19 protein-coding genes are annotated in these 23,717 nt (G+C 71.8%); 6 read left to right on the top strand and 13 right to left on the bottom strand.

Annotated features, from left to right (window positions below; all coding sequences use genetic code 11):
* Positions 1 to 999: an inorganic phosphate transporter gene (locus tag ACIOD1_RS05960; protein WP_365620647.1), complete on the top strand. Its 999-nt coding sequence runs from the start codon at positions 1 to 3 to the stop codon at positions 997 to 999.
* 158 nt (positions 1,000 to 1,157) lie between these two features.
* On the opposite strand, the gene pstB is transcribed toward ACIOD1_RS05960, so the two are convergent.
* From pstB to mshD, 7 genes are all read right to left on the bottom strand, one after another.
* Positions 1,158 to 1,934, bottom strand: coding sequence for a phosphate ABC transporter ATP-binding protein PstB (gene pstB, locus ACIOD1_RS05955; RefSeq protein WP_365620644.1), 777 nt, complete (start codon positions 1,932 to 1,934; stop codon positions 1,158 to 1,160).
* A 29-nt stretch (positions 1,935 to 1,963) separates the two neighbouring features.
* Positions 1,964 to 3,046, bottom strand: a complete 1,083-nt coding sequence (gene pstA / locus ACIOD1_RS05950; protein ID WP_365620641.1) for a phosphate ABC transporter permease PstA — start codon at positions 3,044 to 3,046, stop codon at positions 1,964 to 1,966.
* Positions 3,046 to 4,035, bottom strand: coding sequence for a phosphate ABC transporter permease subunit PstC (gene pstC / locus ACIOD1_RS05945; RefSeq protein WP_365620638.1), 990 nt, complete (start codon positions 4,033 to 4,035; stop codon positions 3,046 to 3,048). The genes pstA and pstC overlap by 1 nt, the downstream gene beginning before the upstream one ends.
* 154 nt (positions 4,036 to 4,189) lie before the next feature.
* On the bottom strand, positions 4,190 to 5,335 hold the full coding sequence (pstS, locus tag ACIOD1_RS05940; RefSeq protein ID WP_365620635.1) for a phosphate ABC transporter substrate-binding protein PstS: 1,146 nt from the start codon (positions 5,333 to 5,335) through the stop codon (positions 4,190 to 4,192).
* Positions 5,336 to 5,747: 412 nt separating this feature from the next.
* A complete protein-coding gene (locus tag ACIOD1_RS05935) occupies positions 5,748 to 6,704 on the bottom strand; it encodes a CHAD domain-containing protein (RefSeq protein ID WP_401900367.1) in 957 nt (318 codons plus the stop codon).
* Positions 6,685 to 9,018, bottom strand: coding sequence for an RNA degradosome polyphosphate kinase (locus ACIOD1_RS05930; RefSeq protein ID WP_365620630.1), 2,334 nt, complete (start codon positions 9,016 to 9,018; stop codon positions 6,685 to 6,687). Before ACIOD1_RS05930 ends, ACIOD1_RS05935 begins: the two co-directional genes overlap by 20 nt.
* A 1,217-nt stretch (positions 9,019 to 10,235) precedes the next feature.
* Complete coding sequence (mshD, locus tag ACIOD1_RS05925) at positions 10,236 to 11,165, bottom strand: mycothiol synthase (protein WP_365620628.1); 930 nt, start codon at positions 11,163 to 11,165, stop codon at positions 10,236 to 10,238.
* A gap of 137 nt (positions 11,166 to 11,302) precedes the next feature.
* On the opposite strand from mshD, the gene ACIOD1_RS05920 reads away from it, so the two are divergent.
* Entirely contained in the window at positions 11,303 to 13,117 is a 1,815-nt protein-coding gene (locus ACIOD1_RS05920; protein WP_401900364.1) for a bifunctional metallophosphatase/5'-nucleotidase, read from the top strand.
* A 97-nt stretch (positions 13,118 to 13,214) separates the two neighbouring features.
* Here ACIOD1_RS05920 and ACIOD1_RS05915 read toward each other — a convergent pair whose 3' ends face one another.
* Complete coding sequence (locus ACIOD1_RS05915; protein WP_365620622.1) at positions 13,215 to 14,000, bottom strand: alpha/beta hydrolase; 786 nt, start codon at positions 13,998 to 14,000, stop codon at positions 13,215 to 13,217.
* Positions 14,001 to 14,132: 132 nt separating this feature from the next.
* Here ACIOD1_RS05915 and ACIOD1_RS05910 point away from each other — a divergent pair, with 132 nt between their 5' ends.
* Entirely contained in the window at positions 14,133 to 14,720 is a 588-nt protein-coding gene (locus ACIOD1_RS05910; protein ID WP_365620619.1) for a helix-turn-helix domain-containing protein, read from the top strand.
* 165 nt (positions 14,721 to 14,885) lie between these two features.
* Positions 14,886 to 15,758, top strand: a complete 873-nt coding sequence (locus tag ACIOD1_RS05905; protein WP_401900497.1) for a phosphatidylinositol-specific phospholipase C — start codon at positions 14,886 to 14,888, stop codon at positions 15,756 to 15,758.
* Here the strand turns inward: ACIOD1_RS05905 and ACIOD1_RS05900 are convergent.
* From ACIOD1_RS05900 to ACIOD1_RS05880, 5 genes are all read right to left on the bottom strand, one after another.
* Positions 15,738 to 17,177: a HAMP domain-containing sensor histidine kinase gene (locus tag ACIOD1_RS05900; protein ID WP_365620614.1), complete on the bottom strand. Its 1,440-nt coding sequence runs from the start codon at positions 17,175 to 17,177 to the stop codon at positions 15,738 to 15,740. The two genes, ACIOD1_RS05905 and ACIOD1_RS05900, sit on opposite strands and share 21 nt — an antisense overlap.
* Positions 17,174 to 17,908 (bottom strand): response regulator transcription factor, encoded by a 735-nt coding sequence (locus ACIOD1_RS05895; protein ID WP_365620611.1) that lies wholly within the window; start codon positions 17,906 to 17,908, stop codon positions 17,174 to 17,176. The genes ACIOD1_RS05900 and ACIOD1_RS05895 overlap by 4 nt, the downstream gene beginning before the upstream one ends.
* Positions 17,909 to 17,957: 49 nt before the next feature.
* Positions 17,958 to 19,229, bottom strand: a complete 1,272-nt coding sequence (locus ACIOD1_RS05890) for a S1C family serine protease (RefSeq protein ID WP_401900359.1) — start codon at positions 19,227 to 19,229, stop codon at positions 17,958 to 17,960.
* 136 nt (positions 19,230 to 19,365) lie between these two features.
* On the bottom strand, positions 19,366 to 20,388 hold the full coding sequence (locus ACIOD1_RS05885; protein ID WP_365620605.1) for a LacI family DNA-binding transcriptional regulator: 1,023 nt from the start codon (positions 20,386 to 20,388) through the stop codon (positions 19,366 to 19,368).
* A 24-nt stretch (positions 20,389 to 20,412) separates the two neighbouring features.
* The gene (locus tag ACIOD1_RS05880) at positions 20,413 to 21,204 is read right to left on the bottom strand and encodes a response regulator transcription factor (RefSeq protein WP_365620602.1); all 792 of its coding nucleotides are present in this window, start codon (positions 21,202 to 21,204) and stop codon (positions 20,413 to 20,415) included.
* 473 nt (positions 21,205 to 21,677) lie between these two features.
* Between ACIOD1_RS05880 and ACIOD1_RS05875 the strand changes: the two genes are divergently transcribed.
* Complete coding sequence (locus tag ACIOD1_RS05875) at positions 21,678 to 21,932, top strand: MoaD/ThiS family protein (RefSeq protein WP_365620599.1); 255 nt, start codon at positions 21,678 to 21,680, stop codon at positions 21,930 to 21,932.
* 10 nt (positions 21,933 to 21,942) lie between these two features.
* Positions 21,943 to 23,631 (top strand): hypothetical protein, encoded by a 1,689-nt coding sequence (locus ACIOD1_RS05870; RefSeq protein ID WP_401900356.1) that lies wholly within the window; start codon positions 21,943 to 21,945, stop codon positions 23,629 to 23,631.
* The last annotated feature ends 86 nt before the right edge of the window (positions 23,632 to 23,717 follow it).

Here is a 23,717-nt window from a genome sequence, read left to right as displayed (position 1 = left end):
GTGGACACCTTTGCGCTGATCGTCACCATCGGTGTCGCGCTCGGCTTTACGTATACGAACGGCTTCCACGACTCGGCGAACGCGATCGCGACCTCGGTCTCGACGCGGGCGCTGACCCCGCGCGCCGCGCTCGCGATGGCCGCGGTGATGAACCTCGCCGGTGCCTTCCTGGGCAGCGGCGTGGCCAAGACGGTCAGCGAGGGCCTGATCGAGACCCCGCACGGCAACCGCGGGATGTGGATCCTCTTCGCGGCTCTGGTCGGCGCGATCGTCTGGAACCTCGTCACCTGGTACTTCGGCCTGCCGTCTTCCTCCTCGCACGCGTTGTTCGGCGGCATGGTCGGCGCCGCGCTGGCGGGTGGCACCGAGGTCATCTGGTCCGGTGTGATCGAGAAGGTCGTCATCCCGATGTTCGTCTCACCGGTGGTGGGTCTGGTCGTCGGTTATCTGGTGATGGTCGCCATCCTGTGGATGTTCCGCCGCTCCAACCCGCACAAGGCCAAGCGCGGATTCCGCATCGCGCAGACCGTCTCGGCGGCCGGCATGGCGCTCGGCCACGGCCTCCAGGACGCGCAGAAGACGATGGGCATCGTGATGATGGCCCTGGTCATCGCCGATGTGCAGGGAGCCGGTGACGCGATCCCGATCTGGGTCAAGATCGTCTGCGCCGTGATGCTGTCGCTGGGCACCTACGCGGGCGGCTGGCGCATCATGCGCACGCTCGGCCGCAAGATCATCGAGCTGGACCCGCCGCAGGGTTTCGCGGCGGAGACCACGGGCGCCTCGATCATGTTCGGCTCGGCGTTCCTCTTCCACGCGCCGATCTCCACCACCCACGTGATCACCTCGGCGATCATGGGCGTGGGGGCGACCAAGCGGATCAACGCGGTCCGCTGGGGTGTCGCCAAGAACATCGTCCTGGGCTGGTTCATCACCATGCCGGCCGCCGCCCTGGTGGCCGCGGTCAGCTTCTGGATCGTGGACCTCGCCTTCGTATAAGGCTCCGCAGGCACCCGCGTACGCACGAAAGAGGGCCGGCTCCCCCCACCCAGGGGGAGCCGGCCCTTTTTCCTTCCGTCGTGCGGTGGCACCGCCATGCAGCACCGCAGGACGTTTCTGGAGCCGCCCGCGGGCGGCTCGGTCCGGGGGGTCCGGGTCTAGCCGAAGCGGCCCGAGATGTAGTCCTCGGTCGCCTGGACGGACGGGTTGGAGAAGATACGGTCGGTGTCGTCGATCTCGACGAGCTTGCCGGGCTGGCCGACGGCCGACAGGTTGAAGAAGGCGGTGCGGTCCGAGACGCGGGCCGCCTGCTGCATGTTGTGCGTCACGATGACGATCGTGAAGCGCTCCTTCAGCTCTCCGATCAGGTCCTCGATGGCGAGGGTGGAGATCGGGTCCAGGGCCGAGCAGGGCTCGTCCATCAGCAGGACCTGGGGCTCGACCGCGATGGCGCGGGCGATGCACAGGCGCTGCTGCTGGCCGCCGGAGAGGCCGGAGCCGGGCTTGTTCAGGCGGTCCTTGACCTCGTTCCAGAGGTTGGCGCCCTGGAGGGACTTCTCCACGATCTCGGCCAGTTCGGCCTTCTTGTAGCTGCCGTTCAGGCGCAGGCCCGCCGCCACGTTGTCGAAGATCGACATGGTGGGGAAGGGGTTCGGACGCTGGAAGACCATGCCGACGGTGCGGCGGACCGCGACCGGGTCCACGCCGGTGCCGTACAGGTTCTCGTCGTCCAGCAGCACCTTGCCCTCGACGCGACCGCCGGGGGTGACCTCGTGCATGCGGTTCAGGGTGCGCAGGAAGGTGGACTTGCCGCAGCCGGAGGGGCCGATGAAGGCCGTCACCGAGCGCGGTTCGACGGTCATCGAGATGTCGTCGATGGCCTTGTGGGTGCCGTAGAAGGCGGACAGGCCGCTGACGTCGATTCGCTTGGCCATGAGGGGTCACTTCGCTTTCATGAGTCGCGTCAGCGACCGGTCTTCGGGGCCTTCCAGCGGGCGATGCCGCGGGCCACCAGATTGAGGATCATGACGAAGGCGATCAGGACGAGCGCTGCGGCCCATGCCCGGTCGTAGGAGGCTTCACTGCCGACCTTGTACTGCTCCCAGATGTAGAGGGGGAGCGAGGACTGGGCGCCTTCGAAGGGGTTCGTGTTGATCAGCTGCGACCCGAAGACCAGCAGCATGATCGGCGCGGTCTCGCCGGCGATGCGGGCGACCGCCAGCATGACGCCGGTGGAGATGCCGCCGATGGCCGTGGGGAGCACGACCTTGAGGATCACGCGCCACTTCGGTACGCCGAGGGCGAGGGCGGCCTCGCGCAGCTCGTTCGGGACGAGCTTGAGCATCTCCTCGGTGGAGCGGACCACGACCGGCATCATCAGGATCGACAGGGCCATCGCGCCGGCGAAGCCGGAGGGGCCGAAGCCGAGCATCAGGTTCCAGGTCGTCAGGATGAACAGGCCCGCGACGATGGAGGGGATGCCCGTCATCACGTCGACGAAGAAGGTCACGGCCTTGGCGAGCCCGCCCCGGCCGTACTCGACCAGGTAGACGGCGGTCAGCAGACCGACGGGGGCCGCGATCAGGGTGGCCAGGGCGACCTGCTCCAGGGTGCCGAGCAGGGCGTGGTAGACACCGCCGCCCTCCTCGAAGCTGGTCACGCCGTTCATCGAGTGGCTCAGGAAGGCTCCGTCGAGGGCCTTCAGGCCGCGGCTGATCGTGGTCCACATCAGCGAGAGCAGCGGGAGCACGGCGAGGACGAAGCAGACCCAGACGACGGAGGTCGCGACGCGGTCCTTGGCCTGGCGGCGGTTCTCGATCACCGCGCTGGCGGTGTACGTGATCGCGACGAAGAGGAGGGCCGCGATCAGGCCCCACTGGACCTTGCTGCTCAGGTCGAAGGCGAGGCCGGCGCCGACCCCGAGGAGGATCGAGAGCGCGGCGATGCCGGCGGGGGCCCAGCGGGGCAGGCCGCCGCGGGTGAGGCCGGCGGGCGCCGCGGACTTGTGCGCGCGGGTCGGACGCTGGTCCTGGATTGCGTGGCTCATCAGGCGTTCGCCCCCGAGAAGTCCTTGCGACGGGCGATGATCAGCCGGGCCGCACCGTTGACGAGCAGGGTGAGCAGGAAGAGCACCAGGCCGGAGGCGATGAGCGCGTCACGGCCGAACTCGTTGGCCTCGTCGAACTTCGCGGCGATGTTCTGCGCGAAGGTGCCGCCGCCCGGGTTCAGGATGTGCCCCGAGATCAGGAAGCTCGGGGAGAGGACCGTGGCCACGGCCATGGTCTCGCCCAGCGCGCGGCCGAGGCCGAGCATCGAGGCGGAGATGACTCCGGACCGACCGAAGGGCAGCACCGAGATCCGGATGACCTCCCAGCGGGTCGCGCCGAGGGCCAGGGCGGCCTCCTCGTTCATGCGCGGGACCTGGAGGAAGACCTCGCGGCTGACGCTGGTCACGATCGGCAGGATCATGATCGCGAGGAGGATGCCGACGGTGAAGAGCGAGCGGGCGACTCCGGCCTGGGTCTGCTCGAAGACGTAGGTCCAGCCGAAGAAGTCGTCCAGCCAACTGTTCAGCCCGTTGAGCTGCGGCACCAGGAAGAGGGCGCCCCAGATGCCGTAGACGATCGACGGCACGGCGGCCAGCAGGTCGACCACGTAGGCGAGGGGCGCGGCCAGCTTGCGCGGCGCGTAGTGCGAGATGAACAGGGCGATGCCGACGGCGATCGGAACCGCGATGGCCATCGCGATGATCGAGCTGACGACGGTGCCGAAGAGGAGGACGGCGATGCCGAAGACGGGGGGAGTGGCCGAGGCGTTCCAGTCGAAGGTGGTGAGGAAGTTCCCCTCGTTCTTCGACAGGGCCATCGCGGCACGGTAGGTGAGGAAGACGGCGATCGACGCCATGATCACCAGGAGCAGGATGCCGGATCCCTTGGAGAGCCCGGCGAAGATCTTGTCACCGGCGCGACCGGTGGACCTTCCGCTCTTGGAGACAGGCGGAGCCGTGTCGATCTGGGTGGGTGTGGTGGAAGCCATGGTCTTTCCGGTCTGTGTGGGGGGCAGGCCCCCTGGCGGCGGTGCACCGGATTCCCCCGGGTGGAGGGGGAGGGTCCCCGGCGCCGGGCCGATCGGACGGGATCGGCCCGGCGGCGCGGGGGTCAGGCGGTGGAGCGGGTGAAGACGTGAGCGGTCAGCTCAGGGACTTGATGACTTCGCGGACCTTGGTGTTGATCTCGGCCGGGATCGGGGCGTAGCCGTTCTCGGTGAGGATCTTCTGGCCGGAGTCGGAGGCGGCGTAGTCCAGGAAGGACTTCACGGTGCCGAGCGTCTCGGGCTTGTTGCCCTTGTCGCAGACGACCTCGTACGTCACCAGGACGATCGGGTAGGCACCCTCGGCCTTGGTGGTGTAGTCGAGCTTCAGCGCCAGGTCGGAGCCGGTGCCGGTGACCTTGGCGGCGGCGATGGCCTTGGAGGCGTTCTCGCCGGTGGCCTTGACCGGGGCGCCGGCGCCGGTGTTCACGTCGACGGTCTTGATGTTCTGGGCCGAGGCGTAGGAGAGCTCGAAGTAGCCGATGGCCCCGTCGACCTGCTTGACCTGGGCGGCGATGCCGGCCGAGCCGGACGCGCCGAGACCGCCGGCCGCGGGCCACTTCTTCGCGGCCTCGTAGTTCCACGCCTCGGGCGCGGCGGCCTTGAGGTACTTGCTGAGGTTCTCGGTGGTGCCCGAGTCCTCGGAGCGGTGGAAGTGCTGGATGGCGGTGCCGGGAAGCGTGACGCCGGGGTTCAGCTTCTTGATCGCCTCGTCGTCCCACTTCTTGATCTTGTCGTTGAAGATGTTGGCGATCGTGGTGGCGTCGAGGTTGAGCTTGTCGACACCCGCGACGTTGAAGCCGAGCGCGATCGGGCCGCCGACCATCGGCAGGTCGATGCCCTGGCCGCCGGTGCAGATCTTCTTCGACTCCTCGACGGCCTCGGGCTTCAGCGCGGAGTCCGAGCCGGCGAAGCCGACGGTGCCCTGGTTGAAGGCCACGATGCCCTCACCGGAGGAGGAGGACTTGTAGTTCACCTCGACGCCGGAACACGCGGCCATGTAGTTCTTCACCCACAGGTCGACCGCGTTCTTCTGGGCGGAGGAGCCGGAGGCGAGCAGCTTGCCCTTGGCGCCGTCGCACTTGATGTCGCCGGGGGCCGGGGCGGAGACCTTCGGCGCGGCGGAGCCGTCGGCCGTGGTCTTCGTGTTGTCGTCGGAGCCGCACGCCGTGAGGACCAGGGCGCCGGACACGACAAGCGCGCCGAGGGCGGAGGCACGAAGCATGTTCTTGCGCTGAAGCTTCACTGTTCGGGTGTTCCTTCCGAGGAGCCGCCGGCCGCTTTCTGTATCGGGGCGGCGTGCGAAGAGGACTACGGGTTCGCGTGGGGCGGCGTCGGGGTTTGGCCGGCGGCTCGCTCCGTGCACTACCGAAATTAGGCAGAACAGGTGAAGCGGTCGACCGTCGTCGGTGAACGGACGGTGAACCGTGGCGGGCGGGCCGGTGCGGATGGGGGGGTTTGTACCCGGACGTAATCGGGCGTTATCCGCCCGTTATCCCGCCGTGACCTTCTGTCGATGCCGGGGGTGGGCCGGCCGAAAATCGACGTCGCCCGGCGCCGACCTGCGGGGCGCCCCGCAACCCCACGGATGCCCGAAGCCCCACGGGCGGGCCGAGGGCCGGGGCCTGTGGGGCTTGTGGGGCTGCGGGGTGGGCGCTTCAGGACGGGGTGGTGGCCGGGACCGGGTGCCAGAGGGTGTGGAAGGTCTGGCGGGCGGCCAGGGCCGCGTGGCGCTGGTCCGCGTGCAGGACGCCGAGGGCGTAGGCCGTCGCCGGGGCGATCCGCGGGGTGCGGGCGGCCGTCGCCGAGGCGGTGGCCGCCTCGGAGGCGTCCCGGTGGCGGTCCAGGGTCAGACCGGCGGCCGTCAGACGGGACACGTCGTCGCCGAGGGCCTCCCGGGCGTAGCGGTGGACCCGCAGGAGCCGGCGCACCTCGTACCAGGCGCTGTCCTCGTGCGCCGAGTACGCGGTGGTGGCGTCCGCGTCGGGCAGCGCCGACACGGCGGTGTCCAGCCGGGTCTCCGTGACCGAGGCGAGCGGGACCAGGACCTCCTCGATCCGGCCCCGGGCCGCGACCCGGTCCAGCGGCACCTCGGAGGCCAGCACCGCGACGGCGTCCGCGACCGCGTGGAAGCGGGACGAGCCGAGGGCCTGCAGGGTCGCGGAGTGCGCCCGGGTGCGCGCCAGCGTGAGCTGGCGCTCCAGCAGGGCGCCGGCCCGCGCCGAGCCCACCGTGAGCGCCCCGGAAGGCTGCGCCGGCCGGGGCGAGGGCACGTCGGGGCTCCCGGAGAGCCGCTGGAGGGCCTCCATCAGGCGCGAGAGGCGGGCCGCGTACACGTGCTCGTCGGCCAGGGTGGACGACAGCCAGACGAGTTCCGTGCGCAACGAGTCGGCCCAGGCCGAGTCCGTCACCACCCGGAACGTGCTCAGCGAGCCGGCGATGCGGCGCGCCGCCCCCCGCAGGCCGCGCGCCGCCTCATTGCTTTCCGTCGCGTCCGACCCGTTCGCGGTGCCGCCCTCGTGCACGCGCAGGGCGCGCAGGAACGCGGTGGCCTGGCCGCGCAGGTAGACGCCGAGGACGTCTCCCGCGGTCGGGTCATGGTTTGGCTGAGCCACGCCGGCGCCTCCGGGCGTCAATGAGCATCTCCTGAACGTGCCGCAGCGGTTGGCCCTCGGCGTCGGTGCTGTGCCGGGTCCATTCGCCGTCCGGTCCCAGGTGCCAGGAGGAGGTGTCGTCGGACATGCCGGTCTCCAGCATCCGGTCCAGGGCCGCGCGGTGGGCGGGGTCGATGACCCTGACCAGTGCCTCGATGCGGCGGTCGAGGTTGCGGTGCATCATGTCGGCGCTGCCGATCCACACCTCGGGTTCGCCGCCGTTGCCGAAGGCGAAGACCCGGGAGTGCTCCAGGAAGCGGCCGAGGATCGAACGGACCCGGATGTTCTCCGACAGTCCCGGGACCCCGGGGCGCACGGCGCAGATGCCGCGCACCCAGATGTCCACGGGGACGCCGGCACGGGCCGCCCGGTAGAGGGAGTCGATGAGGGCCTCGTCGACGATCGAGTTCATCTTGAGGCGGACGTACGCGGGACGGCCGGCCCGGTGGTGGTCGGCTTCCTTGTCTATGCGCGCGATGAGCCCGTCACGCAGTGACTTCGGCGCCGTCAGCAGCCGGCGGTAGGTCTCGCGGCGGGAGTAGCCGGAGAGCCGGTTGAAGAGGTCGGAGAGGTCCGCGCCGACCTGCGAGTCGGCGGTGAGCAGCCCGAGGTCCTCGTAGAGGCGCGCCGTCTTGGGGTGGTAGTTGCCGGTGCCCACGTGGCTGTAGCGGCGCAGCTGGTCGCCCTCCTGGCGGACGACGAGGGACAGCTTGCAGTGGGTCTTGAGGCCGACGAGGCCGTACACCACGTGGCAGCCGGACTCCTCCAGCTTGCGCGCCCACTTGATGTTGGCCTGTTCGTCGAACCGGGCCTTGATCTCGACGAGGACGAGGACCTGCTTGCCGGACTCGGCGGCGTCGATCAGGGCGTCCACGATCGGGGAGTCGCCCGAGGTGCGGTACAGCGTCTGCTTGATCGCGAGGACGTCCGGGTCGGCGGCGGCCTGCTCCAGGAAGGCCTGCACCGAGGTGGAGAAGGAGTCGTACGGGTGGTGCAGCAGGACGTCGCGTTCGCGCAGCGCGGCGAAGATGTCGGGCGCGGAGGCGGACTCGACCTCGGCGAGGTCGCGGTGCGTGCCGGCGACGAACTTCGTGTACTTCAGCTCGGGCCGGTCCAGGGAGGAGATCCCGAACAGGGCCGTCAGGTCGAGGGGGCCGGGCAGCGGGTACACCTCGGCGGCGGAGACCTTCAGCTCCTGCACGAGGAGGTCCAGGACGCCGGGGTCGATGGACTCCTCGACCTCCAGGCGCACCGGCGGACCGAAGCGGCGCCGCATGAGTTCCTTCTCCAGGGCCTGGAGAAGGTTCTCGGCGTCGTCCTCCTCGACTTCCAGGTCCTCGTTGCGGGTCACGCGGAACATGTGGTGCGCGAGCACCTCCATGCCGGGGAACAGCTCCTCCAGGTGCGCGGCGATGACGTCCTCCAGCGGGACGTAGCGCTGCGGGGAGGCCTCCAGGAACCGCGAGAGGAGCGGCGGCACCTTGACCCGGGCGAAGTGGCGGTGGCCGCTGACCGGGTTGCGCACGACGACGGCCAGGTTCAGGGAGAGGCCGGAGATGTACGGGAAGGGGTGCGCGGGGTCCACGGCCAGCGGGGTGAGCACCGGGAAGATCTGGTTGCGGAACAGGGTGAAGAGGCGCGCCTGCTCCTTCTCGGTGAGGTCGGGCCACCGGATGAGGTGGATGCCCTCCTCGGCGAGCTGCGGGGAGATGTCCTGCTGGTAGCAGGCGGCGTGGCGGGCCATGAGCTCGCGCGAACGGGTCCAGATCGAGTCCAGCACCTCACGGGGCTGGAGGCCTGAGGCCGAACGGGTGGCGACGCCCGTCGCGATGCGGCGCTTGAGGCCGGCGACGCGGACCATGAAGAACTCGTCGAGGTTGCTCGCGAAGATCGCGAGGAAGTTCGCGCGCTCCAAGAGCGGCGTCGCCGGGTCCTCGGCGAGCTCCAGCACGCGCTCGTTGAAGGCCAGCCAGCTGCGCTCCCGGTCGAGGAAGCGGTTCGCGGGCAGCTCGCCGGTGTCGTCCTTGTCCTCGTAGACGTCCAGATCCGCGTCGAGGTCCGGATCCAGGTCCACGTGAGGGCGATGGGCGGCTATGGAGCCCAGCCGGGCCCTCGTCCGCGCCCGCTGCGCGGTCGCCTCTGCCTGGACCTGCGCCGGGGTCTGGTCCTGGGGGCGGGTGAGGGCGGAGGCGGGGACGGCGCCCGAGTCGTGGGACGGATGCTGGGCGGGGACCTCGGTGGGGCCCGCGGGGCTCGCGCTCGGCTGGTGGCTCATGACTCCATTCTTCCGCGCACGCGGCAGGACCGGCGCGTCGGAAGTGTTTGCCGTCAGGCGGAGTCGGGGCTGCATGTCCGGAGACTGGCAAGCGCGTCTGAATGCCCGGTTAATGGCGTATGGCTTCCAGGGTCAGGCTGGCGCACGGTTTCTTCGGGGGCGGGGCGGGGCGGGGCGGGGCGGGGTCGGGGGGAACCTCGGCGGGGCCCCTGTGGGGCGGTCTCTCGGATGGTGTGGGGGTTTCCCGCCAGTCCACTGTCCTTCCGTGCCGGTCCGATCCCTCAAGGGCGCTCACTGCGTTCGCGTCGCTACGCGATTTCGCTGCGCTCAACCCTTGACCGACCGGCCCGTCCCGGAATGCCAAAGACTGTCGGGAAGCCCCCAAAAGAACGGGCTGGTCTGAACGAGGGAGGAGCGGGTCCCTCAGGGGCCGTGGGACGGCCGCTTCGGCGACCAGACCGGGCATCCGGGTCCCTCACAGCCCCTTTCAGGACGGTAGAGACGGCCCACGCATCAGATCGTGCCCCCTCCTACTCGGCTTAGCGTCTGCGACCCGCCTGTGGCCGGACATAAGCCGCATGAGGTCTCTCCTGTCCCACTCGTCTCAGCGTCTGCGACCCGGATGGACTCCACGGCCCACTGACCGCACGGAATGACGAAGTCATCAACGGTGAATGTGGAGAAGCGGTCATGGAGTCGGAGAAGGGGCTCATCAGACCTCGCGCCTGCCTCTGACCGTCCGTTTTCGGGTGCGGGCGTGGACCCCAGACGGGCTGCAGACGCTAAGCCGAGTGGGAGATGAGGGGCCTGGTGCGGCTTATGTCCAGCCATAGACGGATGGCAGACGCTAAGCCGAGTAGGAGGGGGCACGACCTGGTGCGTGGGCCGTCTCCACGGCCCTGAAAGGTTCTGCGAGGGACCCGAATGCCCGGCCTGCCGGGCGGAGCGCCCGCCCGATGTCCTATGACGGGGCCGCTCCTCCTCACTTCAGACCAGCCCGTTCTTTTGGGGGCTTCCCGACAGTCTTTGGCATTCCGTGACGGGCCGGTCGGTCAAGGGTGGCCGAAGGCCATCGCGTAGCGACGCGAACGCAGTGAGCGCCCTTGAGGGACCGGACCGGCACGGAAGGACAGTGGACTGGCGGGAAACCCCCACACCATCCGAGAGCCCGCCCGACCGCATACCGCCGAGGTTTCCCCCGCAGCCCCCGCCCCCCCTCAGCTCTCCGTCCGGTACATCAGGTCGACCTCGTGGGTGCTGAACCCGAGGCCCTCGTAGACCGCCAGGGCCGCCGGGTTGTCGGCGTCCACGTAGAGCATCGCCGTCGGGAGGCCGGCCTGTGCCAGGTGGCGCAGGCCGATCGCGGTGAGGGCCTTGCCGAGGCCGCCGCCCTGGGCGCCCGGGCGGACGCCGACCACGTAGACCTCGCCGAGGCGCTCGGTCGCGTGGACCTTCGTCCAGTGGAAGCCGATCAGTTGGCCGTCGCGCTCCGCGAGGAAGAAGCCGTTCGCGTCGAACCACGGCTGCGCGATCCGGTCATCGAGGTCACGCTGCGTCAGCGAGCCCTGCTCCGGGTGGTGGGCGAACGCGGCGGCGTTGGCGGCGAGCCAGGCGGTATCGTCCTTGCCCGGTACGAAGGTGCGTACGCTCACGCCGGCCGGGAGGGTCGCCTCCGGCAGGGCGGGGGCCTCGGGGCCCAGCGGGCGGCGCAGCTGGCGCAGCTCGCGGAAGAGGGTCAGGCCGAGCACCTGGGCGAGGTGGCGCGCGGCGGACTTGCCGCCGTGGGCCCAGACCCGGATCCGCTTGCCGGAGGCGGCCAGCAGGGCGGTTCCCAGGGCCCGGCCGTGGCCGCGTCCGCGCAGTGCGGGGTGGACGACCAGCTCGGCGGCGGGGGCTTCGACCGGGTCGGTGTCCTCCAGTTGCCCGTACGCGGTCAGGCGTCCGTCGGCGGTGACGAGGAAGTGCCGGATGCCCTCGCGCGGGCCGCCGCGCAGCTGGAGGCGGCCCTGTTCGGAGACGGCGGTGGTGCCGTCGGAGCGGGCCGCTTCCGCGATCAGGGCGAGTACGGCGTCGGCCTGTTCCTCCGTCAGTTCGTCGAGGGTCTCAATCTGCCGTCCCGGCTCCACGGCCGCTGCTGCGTCAGTCATGGTCCGAGCCTACGGCGCCGCCGGTGACGCCCGTGCGTAACCAGCTCGCAACCCGTTACCCCCTGTCGTGCTACGCGCGTTGACCTTAGGCTTCGGCGGACCTCCCAAGTTGTCTCGCTGTCCACAAAGGGGAATAAATGTCAGCGAAGCCACAACGGCGCCGCACGGCCCGCCGGTTGACCCTCACCGCCCTCGCCCTCACGGCGGGAGCCGGGGCGATGGTCGCCGCCGCTCTGCCGGCCGGCGCCGCGAGTGGCGGCGGCGCGGCCAAGAGCCGCACCGTCGACGTGCAGCTCCTGTCGTTCAACGACCTCCACGGCACGCTGGAGCCCCCGCAGGGCTCTTCCGGCACGGTGAGCGAACGCCAGGCCGACGGCACCACCAAGGCCATACCCGCGGGCGGGGTCGAGTACCTCGCCAACGGGCTGCGCGACGCCCGCAAGGGCCACGAGTACTCGGTCACCGCCGCGGCGGGCGACATGATCGGCGCCAGCCCGATGCTGTCGGGACTCTTCCACGACGAGCCCACCATCGAGGCGCTGAACAAGCTGAAGCTCGACGTGTCGAGCGTCGGCAACCACGAGTTCGACGAGGGCAAGACCGAGCTGCGCCGCATCGCGTACGGCGGCTGCCACCCGGTCGACGGCTGCTCGGAGTACGGCAAGACGTACAACGGGGCCGAATTCCAGTACCTCGCCGCGAACGTGACGGACGAGAAGACCAAGCGTCCGCTGATGTCGCCCACCTTCATCTGGAAGAAGGGGGACGTGAAGATCGGCTTCATCGGCGTCACCCTGGAGGGCACTCCGGACGTCGTGACCGCCGACGGGGTCAAGGGCCTCAAGTTCGGCGACGAGGTCGAGACGATCAACAAGTACGCCGACGAGCTGAACAAGCAGGGCGTGAAGTCGATCGTCGCGCTGATCCACGAGGGCGGCCTGCCCGCGAGCGGCGCGTACAACTACGACTGCGACGCGCCCGGCGCCGGCGCCGGGATCTCGGGCGCCATCGTCGACATCGCGAAGAACGTGGACGCGAAGGTCGACGCGCTGGTGACGGGTCACACGCACCAGGCGTACGCGTGCAACATCCCCGACCCGGCGGGCAACCCGCGTACGGTCACCTCGGCCGCCTCCTACGGCCGGCTGTTCACCGACACCGCGCTGACCTACGACCGGCAGACGAAGGACATCGTCCGCACGCCGGTCGCCGCGCCGAAGCCGGTGCAGAAGGTCGTGAACCGGGACCAGCCCAAGGCCCCGGACATGACCGAGCTGATCACCCGTTGGAAGACGCTGGCGGACCCGATCGCCAACCGTCCGATGGGCTACATCGCGGCGGACATCCCGGGCCGCGGCTCGGAGGCGTACGAGAAGCCGCTCGGCGACGTGATCGCCGACGCGCAGCTGGAGGCGCTCGCCCCGGCCGACAAGGGCGGCGCGCAGCTGGCCATCATGAACCCGGGCGGCATCCGCGCCGACCTCGCCTACAAGGCGGCGGGCGACGAGGGCGACGGTGTGGTGACGTACGGCGAGTCGTACACGGTGCAGCCGTTCACGAACATGATGAACGTGGTGGACCTGACCGGTGCGCAGTTGATCACCGCGCTCCAGCAGCAGGTCAGCGGTACGGTCAACGGCCCGAGCCCGAAGATCCTCCAGGTCTCGAAGGGCTTCACCTACACCCTGGATACGACCAAGGCGGGCGCGGACCGCATCGTCGTGGACTCGGTGAGGCTGAACGGGGCGGCGATCGACCCGGCGAAGACCTACCGGGTCGCGATGAACGAGTTCCTCGCGGGCGGCGGTGACGGCTTCACCGTCCTGAAGGAGCACAAGAACAAGCTCGTGGGCGCGTCCGACCTGGACGCCTTCAACGCCTACCTGGCGAAGACCTCGGCCCAGGCCCCGCTGGCCGCGCCGGCGGCCGACCGGATCACGGTCGTGAAGTAGCACCCGAGCGGCACCTTCGGATCCGAGGGGGCGGTGGGCCTGGTGGCCCGCCGCCCCTTCGGCGTTCCCGGGGGCGTCGGGCGGTTCCGGGACGGGGTCAGAGCGCGGCGAGGAAGCTCGCGACGGCCCCGTGGAAGCCCTGGGGGTCCTGGAACGGTACGAAGTGGTCGCCGTCGAGGGGGGCGTACGAGGTCCCGGGCCGCCGGACGACCATCGCGTCGGCCGTGTCCTGGGGGAGCGACTGGCTGCGGGTGCCGTGGATCAGTACGGCCGGGCAGGTGCTCGCGCGCCAGGCGTCCCAGTGGTCGCCGCGGCAGGCTTCGGCGGAGTCGATCATGTCCTGCGGGTGGAACGGCAGCCGCCAGCCGCGGCCGGCGGGCAGCGGGCGCAGCCCCCGCTCGACGAACTGGGCGCCCACCGGCCCGGCCGCGGCGAGGAGTTCCTCGCGGGTGGCGGCGGTGTAGCGCATGCCCGAGAGGAAGCCGAAGAGCCCGGCCGCGGTGTCGGGGTCGACCTCCACGGTGGCGTCCGTGTTGAGGAGGGCGGCGATCCGGTCGGGGTGGGCGGCGGCCAGGTGGTAGGCGTTGAACCCGCCGAGGGAGTAGCCGAGGACGGGGAGGGGATCGCGGAGACCGAGGTGGTCGAGGAGGGCGACGGCGTCGCCCACGTACCCGGCGCGGTCGTAGACGGGGGCCCGGTCGGAGTCGCCGTGGCCGCGCTGGTCGGGGGCGATGACCCGCCAGCGGTCGCCGAGGGTCTCGGCGAGGCCGGTGAAGGCGGCCCCTTCGGACATGCCGCCGTGCAGGGCGAGCAGCGGGCGGCCGGGGCCGCCGAAGTCGAGGTAGGACAGGGTGCGGTCGTCGATCTTCAGCTCGTGGCGCATGGCCGTTGCCTCTCCCGTGGGCCCTGGGGGCCGGTGGACCGTTCGTGGTCGAAGCCTGTCAGTTCTTGGGCAAGCGCGCAATACGTTCGTGTAGCGCGCTTGCCCAAATCGGGGCGCGGCTACGATCCCGCCATGGGAAATCGCGAGGACCTGCTGGCCGGAGCGCGGCGCTGCCTGGAGGAGAAGGGCTACGCGCGCACCACCGTGCGCGACATCGCCTCGGCGGCGGGCGTGAGCATGGCCGCGATCGGCTACCACTACGGCTCCCGCGAGGCCCTGCTGAACCAGGCGCTCTTCGTCGCCATGGAGGAGTGGGCCGCAGGCTCGGGCCGGCTCGCGGGAGCGGGTGACACGGCCGAGGAGCGGTACGCCGACACCTGGGACCGCAAGATCCGGGACTTCGCCGACATGCGCTGGCTCTGGATCGCCAACGTCGAGGCCTTCGTCCACGCCCAGAGCTCCCCCGACCTGCTCGCGGCCCTCGCGCGGGGTCAGCGGGCCTCCCGCCGGATGGTGGCCGCGCAGCTGGCCGGGGTGTCCGAGGAGGCGGTCGCGGAGGAGGACGTACGGGGCCTGGGGTCAGTGCACCTCGCGCTGCTGAGCGGGGTGATGGTGCAGGCGCTCACCGACCCGGAACAGGCTCCCGACGGGCGCGCGCTCGCCCAAGGGCTGCGCAGGATGGCCGAGTTGCTCGATGAGCCGGTATCTACCGACGGGTAGTAAAGGCGCGCCCCGCACGCCATAATCCCGTCCCATCACTGGGTCGGCAAAGGGGCGGACATGGGCGTGGGCGCAGCAGGCGTGGGCACGGACGCGGGAACGGACGCGCACACGGGCGGGGGCACGGGCGGGGGCACGGGCGCGGGCCCGCGCGGGCGCGGCGGACTGGACCGGAGGGCGTTCCTGACCGGCGCGGGAGCACTGGCGGCAGCGGCCGTCGTGGGGCTCGGATCGGCGGCGCCCGCCTCGGCGAAGGCCCTCGGCACCCAGGACTGGATGGCCGGCCTGGCCGACTCCACCCCCCTCCAGCGCATGACGATCCCGGGCACCCACGACTCCGGGGCCACCAAGGGCGGCCTCTACGTCGCCTGCCAGAACACCTCGATCGCCGGGCAACTCGATTCCGGCATCCGCTTCCTCGACGTCCGCTGCCGGGTCACGGGCGGCTCCTTCGCCATCCACCACGCCGCCTTCTTCCAGGACCTGATGTTCGGCGACGTCCTGGTGGCCTGCGCGAACTTCCTCGCCGCGCACCCCGCGGAGACGGTGCTGATGCGGGTCAAGCAGGAGTACTCGGAGGAGAGCGACGCCACCTTCCGGGCCGTCTTCGACGACTACCTCGACCACCGGGGCTGGCGCCCGCTGTTCCGCGTCGCCGACGCCCTGCCCGCCTCGCTCGGCCAGGCCCGCGGCAAGGTGGTCCTCCTCGCCGACAACGCGGGCCTGCCCGGCCTGCGCTACGGCGACGGCAACGTCTTCGACATCCAGGACGACTACAACACCGAGCCCTTCGCCAAGCGGGGCCGGATCGAGAACCACTTCCGCAAGGCCGTGCAGCAGCCCGGGAAGCTGTTCGTGAACTACGTCAGCACCGCCGCCTACATGCCCCCGCGCTGGAACTCGGACCGGCTCAACCCGCAGGTCCACTCCTTCGTCGACGGCGGCGAACTGGCCGGCCGCAGCGGCCTCGGCATCGTCCCGTTGGACTTCCCGAACACCCGCTCCGGCCTGGTCGAGTCACTGATCCGGCACAACTGACGCCTCCGAGGGCGGCGGCGTCGGCGCGCCCGGGATGCGGAGCACCGCCTCCGTGCCCGGGCCGCCGTCCCGGGCGGCCCGCAGTTCCGCGGTGCCGCCCGCGCGTTGGACCGTACGGGCCACGATCGACAGGCCCAGCCCGCTGCCGGGCAGGGCGCGCGCCGAGGGGGAGCGCCAGAACCGCTCGAAGACGTACGGGAGGTCCTCGGCCGGGATGCCCGGCCCGTGGTCGCGCACCGTCAGCTCGCCCGCGCGCAGCGAGACCTCGACCGCGCCGCCCGGCGGGCTGAACTTCACCGCGTTGTCCAGGACGTTGACCACCGCCCGCTCCAGCGCGGCCGGCTCGCCCCGTACGTACCAGGGCTCCAGGGCCGAGCCGAAGCGCAGCTCGGGGCCGCGCAGCCGGGCCCGGGACAGCGCGGTCCCGGCGATCTCGTGCAGCGCCACGACCTGGAGCGGGCCGGGTGAGGCGGCGTCCGGGCGGGAGAGTTCCTGGAGGTCCCCGATCAGCGAGGCCAGCTCCGTCATCTGCGCCTTGACCGAGGCCAGCAGCTCCCTGCGGTCCTCCGGCGGGATGGCCCGGCCGGTCTCCTCGCTGCGGGCGAGCAGCTCGATGTTGGTGCGCAGCGAGGTGAGCGGGGTGCGCAGCTCGTGTCCGGCGTCCGCGATCAGCTGCGCCTGGCGCTCCTGGGAGGAGGCGAGGGCGGCCGTCATGGAGTTGAAGGACCGCGACAGGCGGGCGATCTCGTCGTGGCCCTCGTCGGGGATCCGGACGGTGAGGTCCTCGGTGCGGGCGATGTGCTCGACGGCGCCGGTCAGTTCGTCGACGGGCCGCAGACCGGTCCGGGCCACCCACAGCCCGGCCGCGCCCGCGCCGACGATCCCGATGCCGCCGACCAGGACCAGGACCCAGGCCAGGGTGGACAGGGGCTTGTCGATGTCGTCGAGCGGCTTCGCGACCGAGACCCCGAAGACGGGCGCGCCGTCCTGGACCCAGGCGGAGAAGGTGTAGACGCGCATGTCGACGCCGTCGGCGGTGGTCGCGTCGTGGAGCGTGCTTTCGGGCCGGCCGGTCGCCACGTCCTTGTCGGCCTGGGTGACGGGCAGGTCGGTGCGCCCGCTCACCCAGCAGTGGCTGCCGTCGGCGGTGACGACCTGGACGGTCGCGCCCAGGTTCTCGGCGATCTTCTGGCTGCCCGGCGGCGGCCGGGGCACGCAGCCCTCGCGCAGGGTGCGGAGCACCTGGGCGTTGGGGTTGGTGGCCATCAGCGAACGGTTCAGCTGGTCGTTGAGCTGCGTGCGCACCATCACCCAGGACACGGCGGCCACCGCCGCCACGGCGACCGCCACCGCGAACGCGACCAGCAGGGCGAGCCGGGAGCGCAGCGGCAGGCCGCGGAATCTGGCGGCCGGGCTCACTCGGGCCCGCTCTCGCCCGCGCGCAGGACGTAGCCCACCCCGCGGACGGTGTGGACCAGGCGGGGCTCGCCGCCGGCCTCGGTCTTGCGGCGCAGGTACATCACGTACACGTCCAGGGAGTTGGAGCTGGGCTCGAAGTCGAAGCCCCAGACCGTCTTGAGGATCTGCTCGCGGGTCAGGACCTGGCGCGGGTGCGCGAGGAACATCTCCAGCAGGGTGAACTCGGTACGGGTCAGCTCCACCGGGCGTCCGCCCCGGGTGACCTCGCGGGTGGCGAGGTCCATGCGCAGGTCGCCGAAGGTGAGGACGTCGTCCTCCTCGGGCGCCCCGGTGGAGGGGGCCGTGTAGGAGCTGCGGCGGAGCAGGGCGCGGACCCGGGCGAACAGCTCGTCCAGTTCGAAGGGCTTGACCAGGTAGTCGTCGGCCCCGGCGTCGAGGCCGGTGACGCGGTCCCCGACGGTGTCGCGGGCGGTCAGCATGAGGATCGGGGTGACGCTGCCGGCCGCGCGCAGCCGGCGAGCCGCCGTCAGACCGTCCATCCGGGGCATCTGGATGTCCAGGACGATCAGGTCCGGGGCGTACGAGGCCGCCTGGTCGAGCGCGTCGAGCCCGTCCACCGCGGTCTGCGCCGCGTACCCCTCGAAGGCCAGGCTGCGGCGCAGGGCCTCGCGCACGGCCGGTTCGTCGTCGACGACGAGGATGCGCTGCTGGTCGCCTTCGGCGGGATTCATGCGGGGTCCCCCAGGGTGGTGGTCGGTGCGCGCGGCACCCACCAGGATCTCAGAACGAGGTGCCGAAGCCGTTGGTGCCGGTCCCGCCGCCGCTGCCGTTGTCGCCGCTGTCGGTACCGGAGCCGGAGCCCGAGCCGCCGGCGCGCAGGGCGTCGAGGTCGGCCTTGATCGTGTTCACCGGGATGGCGAAGCCGAGGCCGACGCTGCCGGCTCCGGAGCTGTCGCTGGAAGGGGAGTAGATCGCCGAGGGCATCCCGACGATCTCGCCGTTCATGTTGACGAGCGCGCCGCCGGAATTGCCCGGGTTGAGGGAGGCGTCCGTCTGGATGGCCTTGTACGTGGCCTTGTCCTGGCCGGTGTTCCCGTTGAACTGCTGCCCGTCGTACGAGAACGGCCAGCCGCCCTCGCCGCGCTGCGGGGACTGCTGCTGGGGCTCGGACTTGGCCACGCTCACGTCGCGGTTCAGCGCCGAGACGATGCCGCTGGTGACGGTGCCGGTGAGGCGGTCGGGGGAGCCGATGGCCACGACCTCGTCGCCGACGCGGACCTGGTCGGAGTTGCCGAGCTTGGCGGGCTTGAGGCCGGTCGCGCCCTGGAGCTTGATCAGGGCCAGGTCCTTGTCGGGGTCGGTGCCGACGGTCTTGGCCTTGTACTTCTTGCCGTCGCTCATCGTCACCTGGATCTCGGTGGCGCCGCTGACGACGTGGTTGTTGGTGACGATCTCGCCGTCGGCGGTGACCACGATGCCGGAGCCGGTGCCCTGCCCGGAGCCGGTCACGGTGTCGATGCGGACCACGGACGGGCTCACCTGCTCGGCGACCCCGGAGACGGTGCCGTTGCTGGACTGGGAGACGGTCGTGCCGTTGATCCCGCCGGAGCCGGCGGCGCCGTGGTGGGAGAGGAACTGCTGGACGCCCGCGGCCGTCCCGCCGCCGATCACGGCCGCCGCGAGGGCGACCGCCGCGAGCAGCGCCACCGGCCGCTTGGCGCGGGCCCGGTGGCCCTGCGGGGCGGCCTCGGCGGCGGAGCCCCAGGTGTCCCAGCCGCCACCCCCGCCACCGGAGCCGCCGGCGTGGACCGCCGTGACGGTCTCGCCCTGGATCACCGGGGGCCTGTGCGCCTCGTGCCAACCGGGTGCCGGAGCCGCCGGGGGGTAGGCGGGCGGCGGGGGATAGGCCGCCGCCGGTGCGCCGGTGGCCGGCGCCCCGGCGTCCTCGGCCAGCCGGTCACGACCCCGCTGCCAGTCGTCCCCGAAGGGCGCGTCCTGGGCCGGGCGGTGTTCCTGGGGGTACTCGCCTTCGCGGCGGAAGCTCTCGGTCATGTCTACGACTGTGGCCGCGGATCATGAGAGCTTCCTGAGTCCCCGCTGAGAAGCCCGACAGAACCTCGTATGCCCGATATAAGCCCGCGCCCCGGCGTACCCCGCGGGGGTGGCCCCGGCAGCGTGCGCCGGGGTGTCAGCGGCAGCCGCAGGAGCGGCGGATGACCAGGGCCGACGGGAACTGCTTCAGGCGCTCGCGGCGGGAGCCCGCCACGCGCAGGGAGTCGTCCAGGACGAGGTCCACCGCGGCGCGGGCCATCGCGGGGCGGTCCGAGGCGACCGTGGTCAGCGGCGGGTCCGTGAGGGCCGCCTCCTTCACGTCGTCGAAGCCGGCCACCGCGAGCTCCCCGGGCACGTCGATGCGCAGCTCGCGGGCGGCCCGCAGCACACCGATGGCCTGGTCGTCCGTGGCGCAGAAGATCGCCGGGGGGCGGTCGGGGCCCGCCAGGACCTCCAGGGCGACCTTGTACGCGTCGTAGCGGTTGTAGGGGGCCTCGAACAGCCGGCCCTCGACGGAGCGCCCGGCCTCCTGCATCGCCCGGCGCCAGCCCCGGACGTGGTCCGCGACGGGGTCGCCGACCGACGGGGTGTTCTCGACGCCGCCGATGCAGGCCACGTACGCGTGGCCGTGCTCCAGCAGGTGGCGGGTGGCGAGCTGGGCGCCGCCGATGTCGTCGGTGATCACCGCGACGTCGTCGATGGCCTCGGGGCGCTCGTGCAGCAGCACGATCCGCGCGTCCCACGCCTCGATCTCGGAGGCGGCCCGCTCGCTCATGCCCTGGCTGACGAGGATCAACCCGGAGACCCGCATGCCGAGGAAGGCCCGCAGGTAGTGGACCTCGCGCTCGTCGCGGTAGTCGGAGTTCCCGACGAGCACCATCTTCCCGCGCTCGGCCGCGGCCTGTTCGACCGCGTGGGCCATCTCCGCGAAGAACGGCTGCCGGGCGTCCGGGACGATCATGCCTATGAGATCGGTGCGCCGCGAGGCCATGGCCTGCGCGACCCGGTCCGGGCGGTAGCCCAGGTCCTTGATCGCGGCGAGGACACGCTCGCGCGTGGCCGGGGCAACCGGCCTGGGTCCGTTGTTGATGACGTAGCTCACGACGGCGGTAGACGTACCCGCAAGTCGTGCCACGTCATCCCGCGTCACCTTGGCCACGCGCGGAAGTCTACGCGGGGTGACCTACCTCTGGGCAGGCCGTCCGGCCGAGTGGATGCTCACACCCGTTTCCTCCGTCCGGGGGGCCGAGGCGGCCTGCTTGGCGGCGGCCTGTGCGGCCGCCTCGGCGGCGGCCCGCTCGACCTTCTCCGGGGTGACGAAGCGGTAGCCGACATTGCGGACGGTGCCGATCAGCGACTCGTGCTCGGGGCCGAGCTTGGCGCGCAGCCTCCGTACGTGGACGTCGACCGTGCGGGTGCCGCCGAAGTAGTCGTAGCCCCAGACCTCCTGGAGGAGCTGGGCCCGGGTGAAGACCCGGCCCGGGTGCTGCGCGAGGTACTTGATCAGCTCGAACTCCTTGAAGGTCAGGTCCAGGACCCGGCCCTTGAGCTTCGCGCTGTAGGTGGCCTCGTCGACCGACAGGTCGCCGTTGCGGATCTCCATCGGGGAGTCGTCCGAGCCCAGCTGCCGGCGGCCGGTGGCCAGTCGCAGCCGCGCCTCGACCTCCGCCGGGCCGGCCGTGTCGAGGAGGACGTCGTCGATGCCCCAGTCGGCGGTGACGGCCGCGAGGCCGCCCTCGGTGACGACGAGGATCAGCGGACAGCCCGGTCCGGTGGACCGGAGCAGCTGGCACAGCGACCGCACTTGCGGCAGGTCGCGGCGGCCGTCGATCAGGATCACGTCCGCGCCGGGGGTGTCCACCAGGGCGGGGCCCTCGGCGGGTGCGACGCGCACGTTGTGCAGCAGCAGGCCGAGTGCGGGCAGCACCTCGGTCGACGGCTGGAGGGCGTTGGTCAGCAGCAGGAGAGAGCTCATGCCCGACCACCTGCCCGGGTCGGGTGGCCGTGCACCTGTGAGGTGCGGGCGGTTCGCTGGTCCATCACGTCGGTTCCTCCTCGGTCCCGTCGAGGACGTGCGTGGTACTGCTTCGTACGACTGGCCTGGCGTCCGGCCCGGCCCCGCGCCCTGGGGTCGGATGGATACCACTGTTCTCGGTCCGTTCAACGTGCTGAAAGCACAAAAGGACCCGGGGGCTACGTTGCCCGGATCCTCTCGCCGTCAGAATAGCCCACCGCCCCTGGGCGGGCCGAGGCCCGGACGCAGGGCATTCTGTGGTTCACGCCACGCCTTCCTCCTGCGTATGCCCCAGTTTCACCTGTTCGGGGGTACGTCGCGCGCCGCCGTCGGGCCACCCCGGCGCATTCGGGGCGCGCGGAGGCACGCCGGGGCGGACGGCCGGAGGGGCCATCATGGAGGCCGACGGTAGAGAGCCGACGATAGGAGCTGCAGTGGCAACCGGAACCATCCGCTACTGGGCGGCGGCCAAGGCCGCCGCCAAGACGGCGGAGGAGCCGTACGCGGCGCGCACTCTGGCCGAGGCGCTCGACGCCGTGCGGGAGCGCCATCCGGGGGAGCTGACCCGGGTCCTCCTGCGCTGCTCCTTCCTCGTGAACGAAGAGCCCGTGGGCAAGCGCCCGCACGAGAGCGTCCTGCTGACCGAGGGGGGCACCGTCGAGGTGCTCCCGCCGTTCGCGGGCGGGTGAGCGGGTACCGATGAGCACTCCCGAAGAGCAGCAGAGTCAGCGGGCCCGGCAGCAGGCCGAGGAACGCGCCCGGTACGAGCGGCAGCAGCGCGAGCAACAGCAGCCCGAGCGGCCGGACGCCTACGGGGCGCAGACTTGGCAGGGCGAGACCTGGGACACCAGCTACCAGCCGGTGCAGCCGCCGCTGGGCTCGGTGCCCGGCCAGTCGGCCCCGGTGGCTCCGGCCGCTCCGGTCGCGCCCGAGGGCTGGTTCCGCGAAGAGCCGGCGGCGCAGCCGCAGCCGCCGCAGCAGGAACACCAGTACCAGCAGTTTCAGCAGCCCCAGCCGTGGCCGGACGGGTCCGCTGCCGCCGAGCAGACCGCGTACCTGCCGCCGGTGCAGGCGGAGGCGGAGCAGCAACAGCCGCAGCAGCAGGTGTACGGGCAGCAGCAGCCCGCTCCGGTCGCCCCGGAGGGCTGGTTCCGCGAGGAGCCCGCGCAGCCGTACGAGCAGCTCCAGCCCCAGCAGCTCCAGCCCCAGCAGCCCCCGTACGAACAGTCCCCGTACGAGCAGCCGTATGGGCAGGCTCAGGAGCAGCAGCCCCAGGAGCCGTGGGCCGCGCCCGCCGCGCCCTGGCCCGAGGCCGCGCCGGCCGCCGAGCAGACGGCGTACCTCCCCCCGGTGCCGAGCGGGCAGCAGCCCGTGACGCCGGACGGGTGGTTCCGCGAGGAGGCCCCGGCCGCCCCGGCCGCCCCGCAGGAGTGGGCCGTGGAGCGGACGGCGTACCTGCCGCCCCAGGCTCCGGCCGAGGAACCGGCCGTGGAGCGGACGGCGTACATGCCGCCCTACCCCGGGCCGCAGGAGGCCCCGGAGGCGCCCGCCGGCGGTCCCGGGCCGCTCGCGGCGCCCGCCGGGCCCGCGGCCGAGTACTCCCCGCCGACCCTGGGCGGGAACACCCTGCGCGCCGTGGACCCGGCGCAGGCCCGCGCCGAGGGCCGGTCGCCGATCATCGACCCCGGTCCGCAGCCGGCCATACTGACCGCCGCCCTCGGGCTCCTGCTGGCCGCTGCCGCCGCCTTGGGGGACCTGGCGCTCCTGGTGCCCCTGGTGCTGCTGCAGGGCCTCACCGCGGCCGGCTGGTTCCGTCTCAACGGCATGTGGCCCGCCCGCCAGGGCATCGCCCTCGCCTTCGCCGGAGCGGTCGTCGCGGACGCGGCGGTGCTCGCGGTGGACGAGTCGTACGGGCCCGGCGCCATCATCGGCACGCTGGGGGCCTGGGTGCTGCTCACCCTGGTGCTCCAGCTGCGCAGCCACGCGGACCCGGACGAGCGCATGTACGGGTTGATGGCCTCGGTGACCTCCGCGGCCCTCGCCATCATCTGCGCCGGGTACCTGGCGGCGGACGCCGACGCGGTGAGCGTCGGAGCGGCGGCCGTGGCCGTCGCCGTGTTCGCGCGGGCCCTGCCGCTGCCGACCGTCCCCTCCGTGGCCGTCTCACTGGCCGCCGCGGCCGGCGCCGGCATCGCGGTGGGCACCGTCACGGGCATCGGGGCGGGCGGGGCCCTGCTCGGCCTGGCCGCCGGGGTCTGCGCCCTGGTCGGCCTGCGCGTGGCCGCGTACGACTACCCGTCCAAGTTCGTCCACATGACGGCCGGCGTCGCGCTGCCGCTGGCCGCCGCCGCACCTGCCGTCTACCTGATCGGCCGGGTGGTCGGCTGACCTCCGGCCGACCCCGGGCCGGGCGCCGGCCGCGGGGGCCGCTCACGGCGGCCTCACGGCCGGGCATGGTCCACTAGAACGCACGT

Source organism: Streptomyces sp. NPDC088097 (assembly GCF_044741845.1).
Lineage (GTDB): Bacteria > Actinomycetota > Actinomycetes > Streptomycetales > Streptomycetaceae > Streptomyces.
Note: the sequence above shows the minus strand (reverse complement) of the source record. Positions and strands in the feature narration are given on the sequence as shown.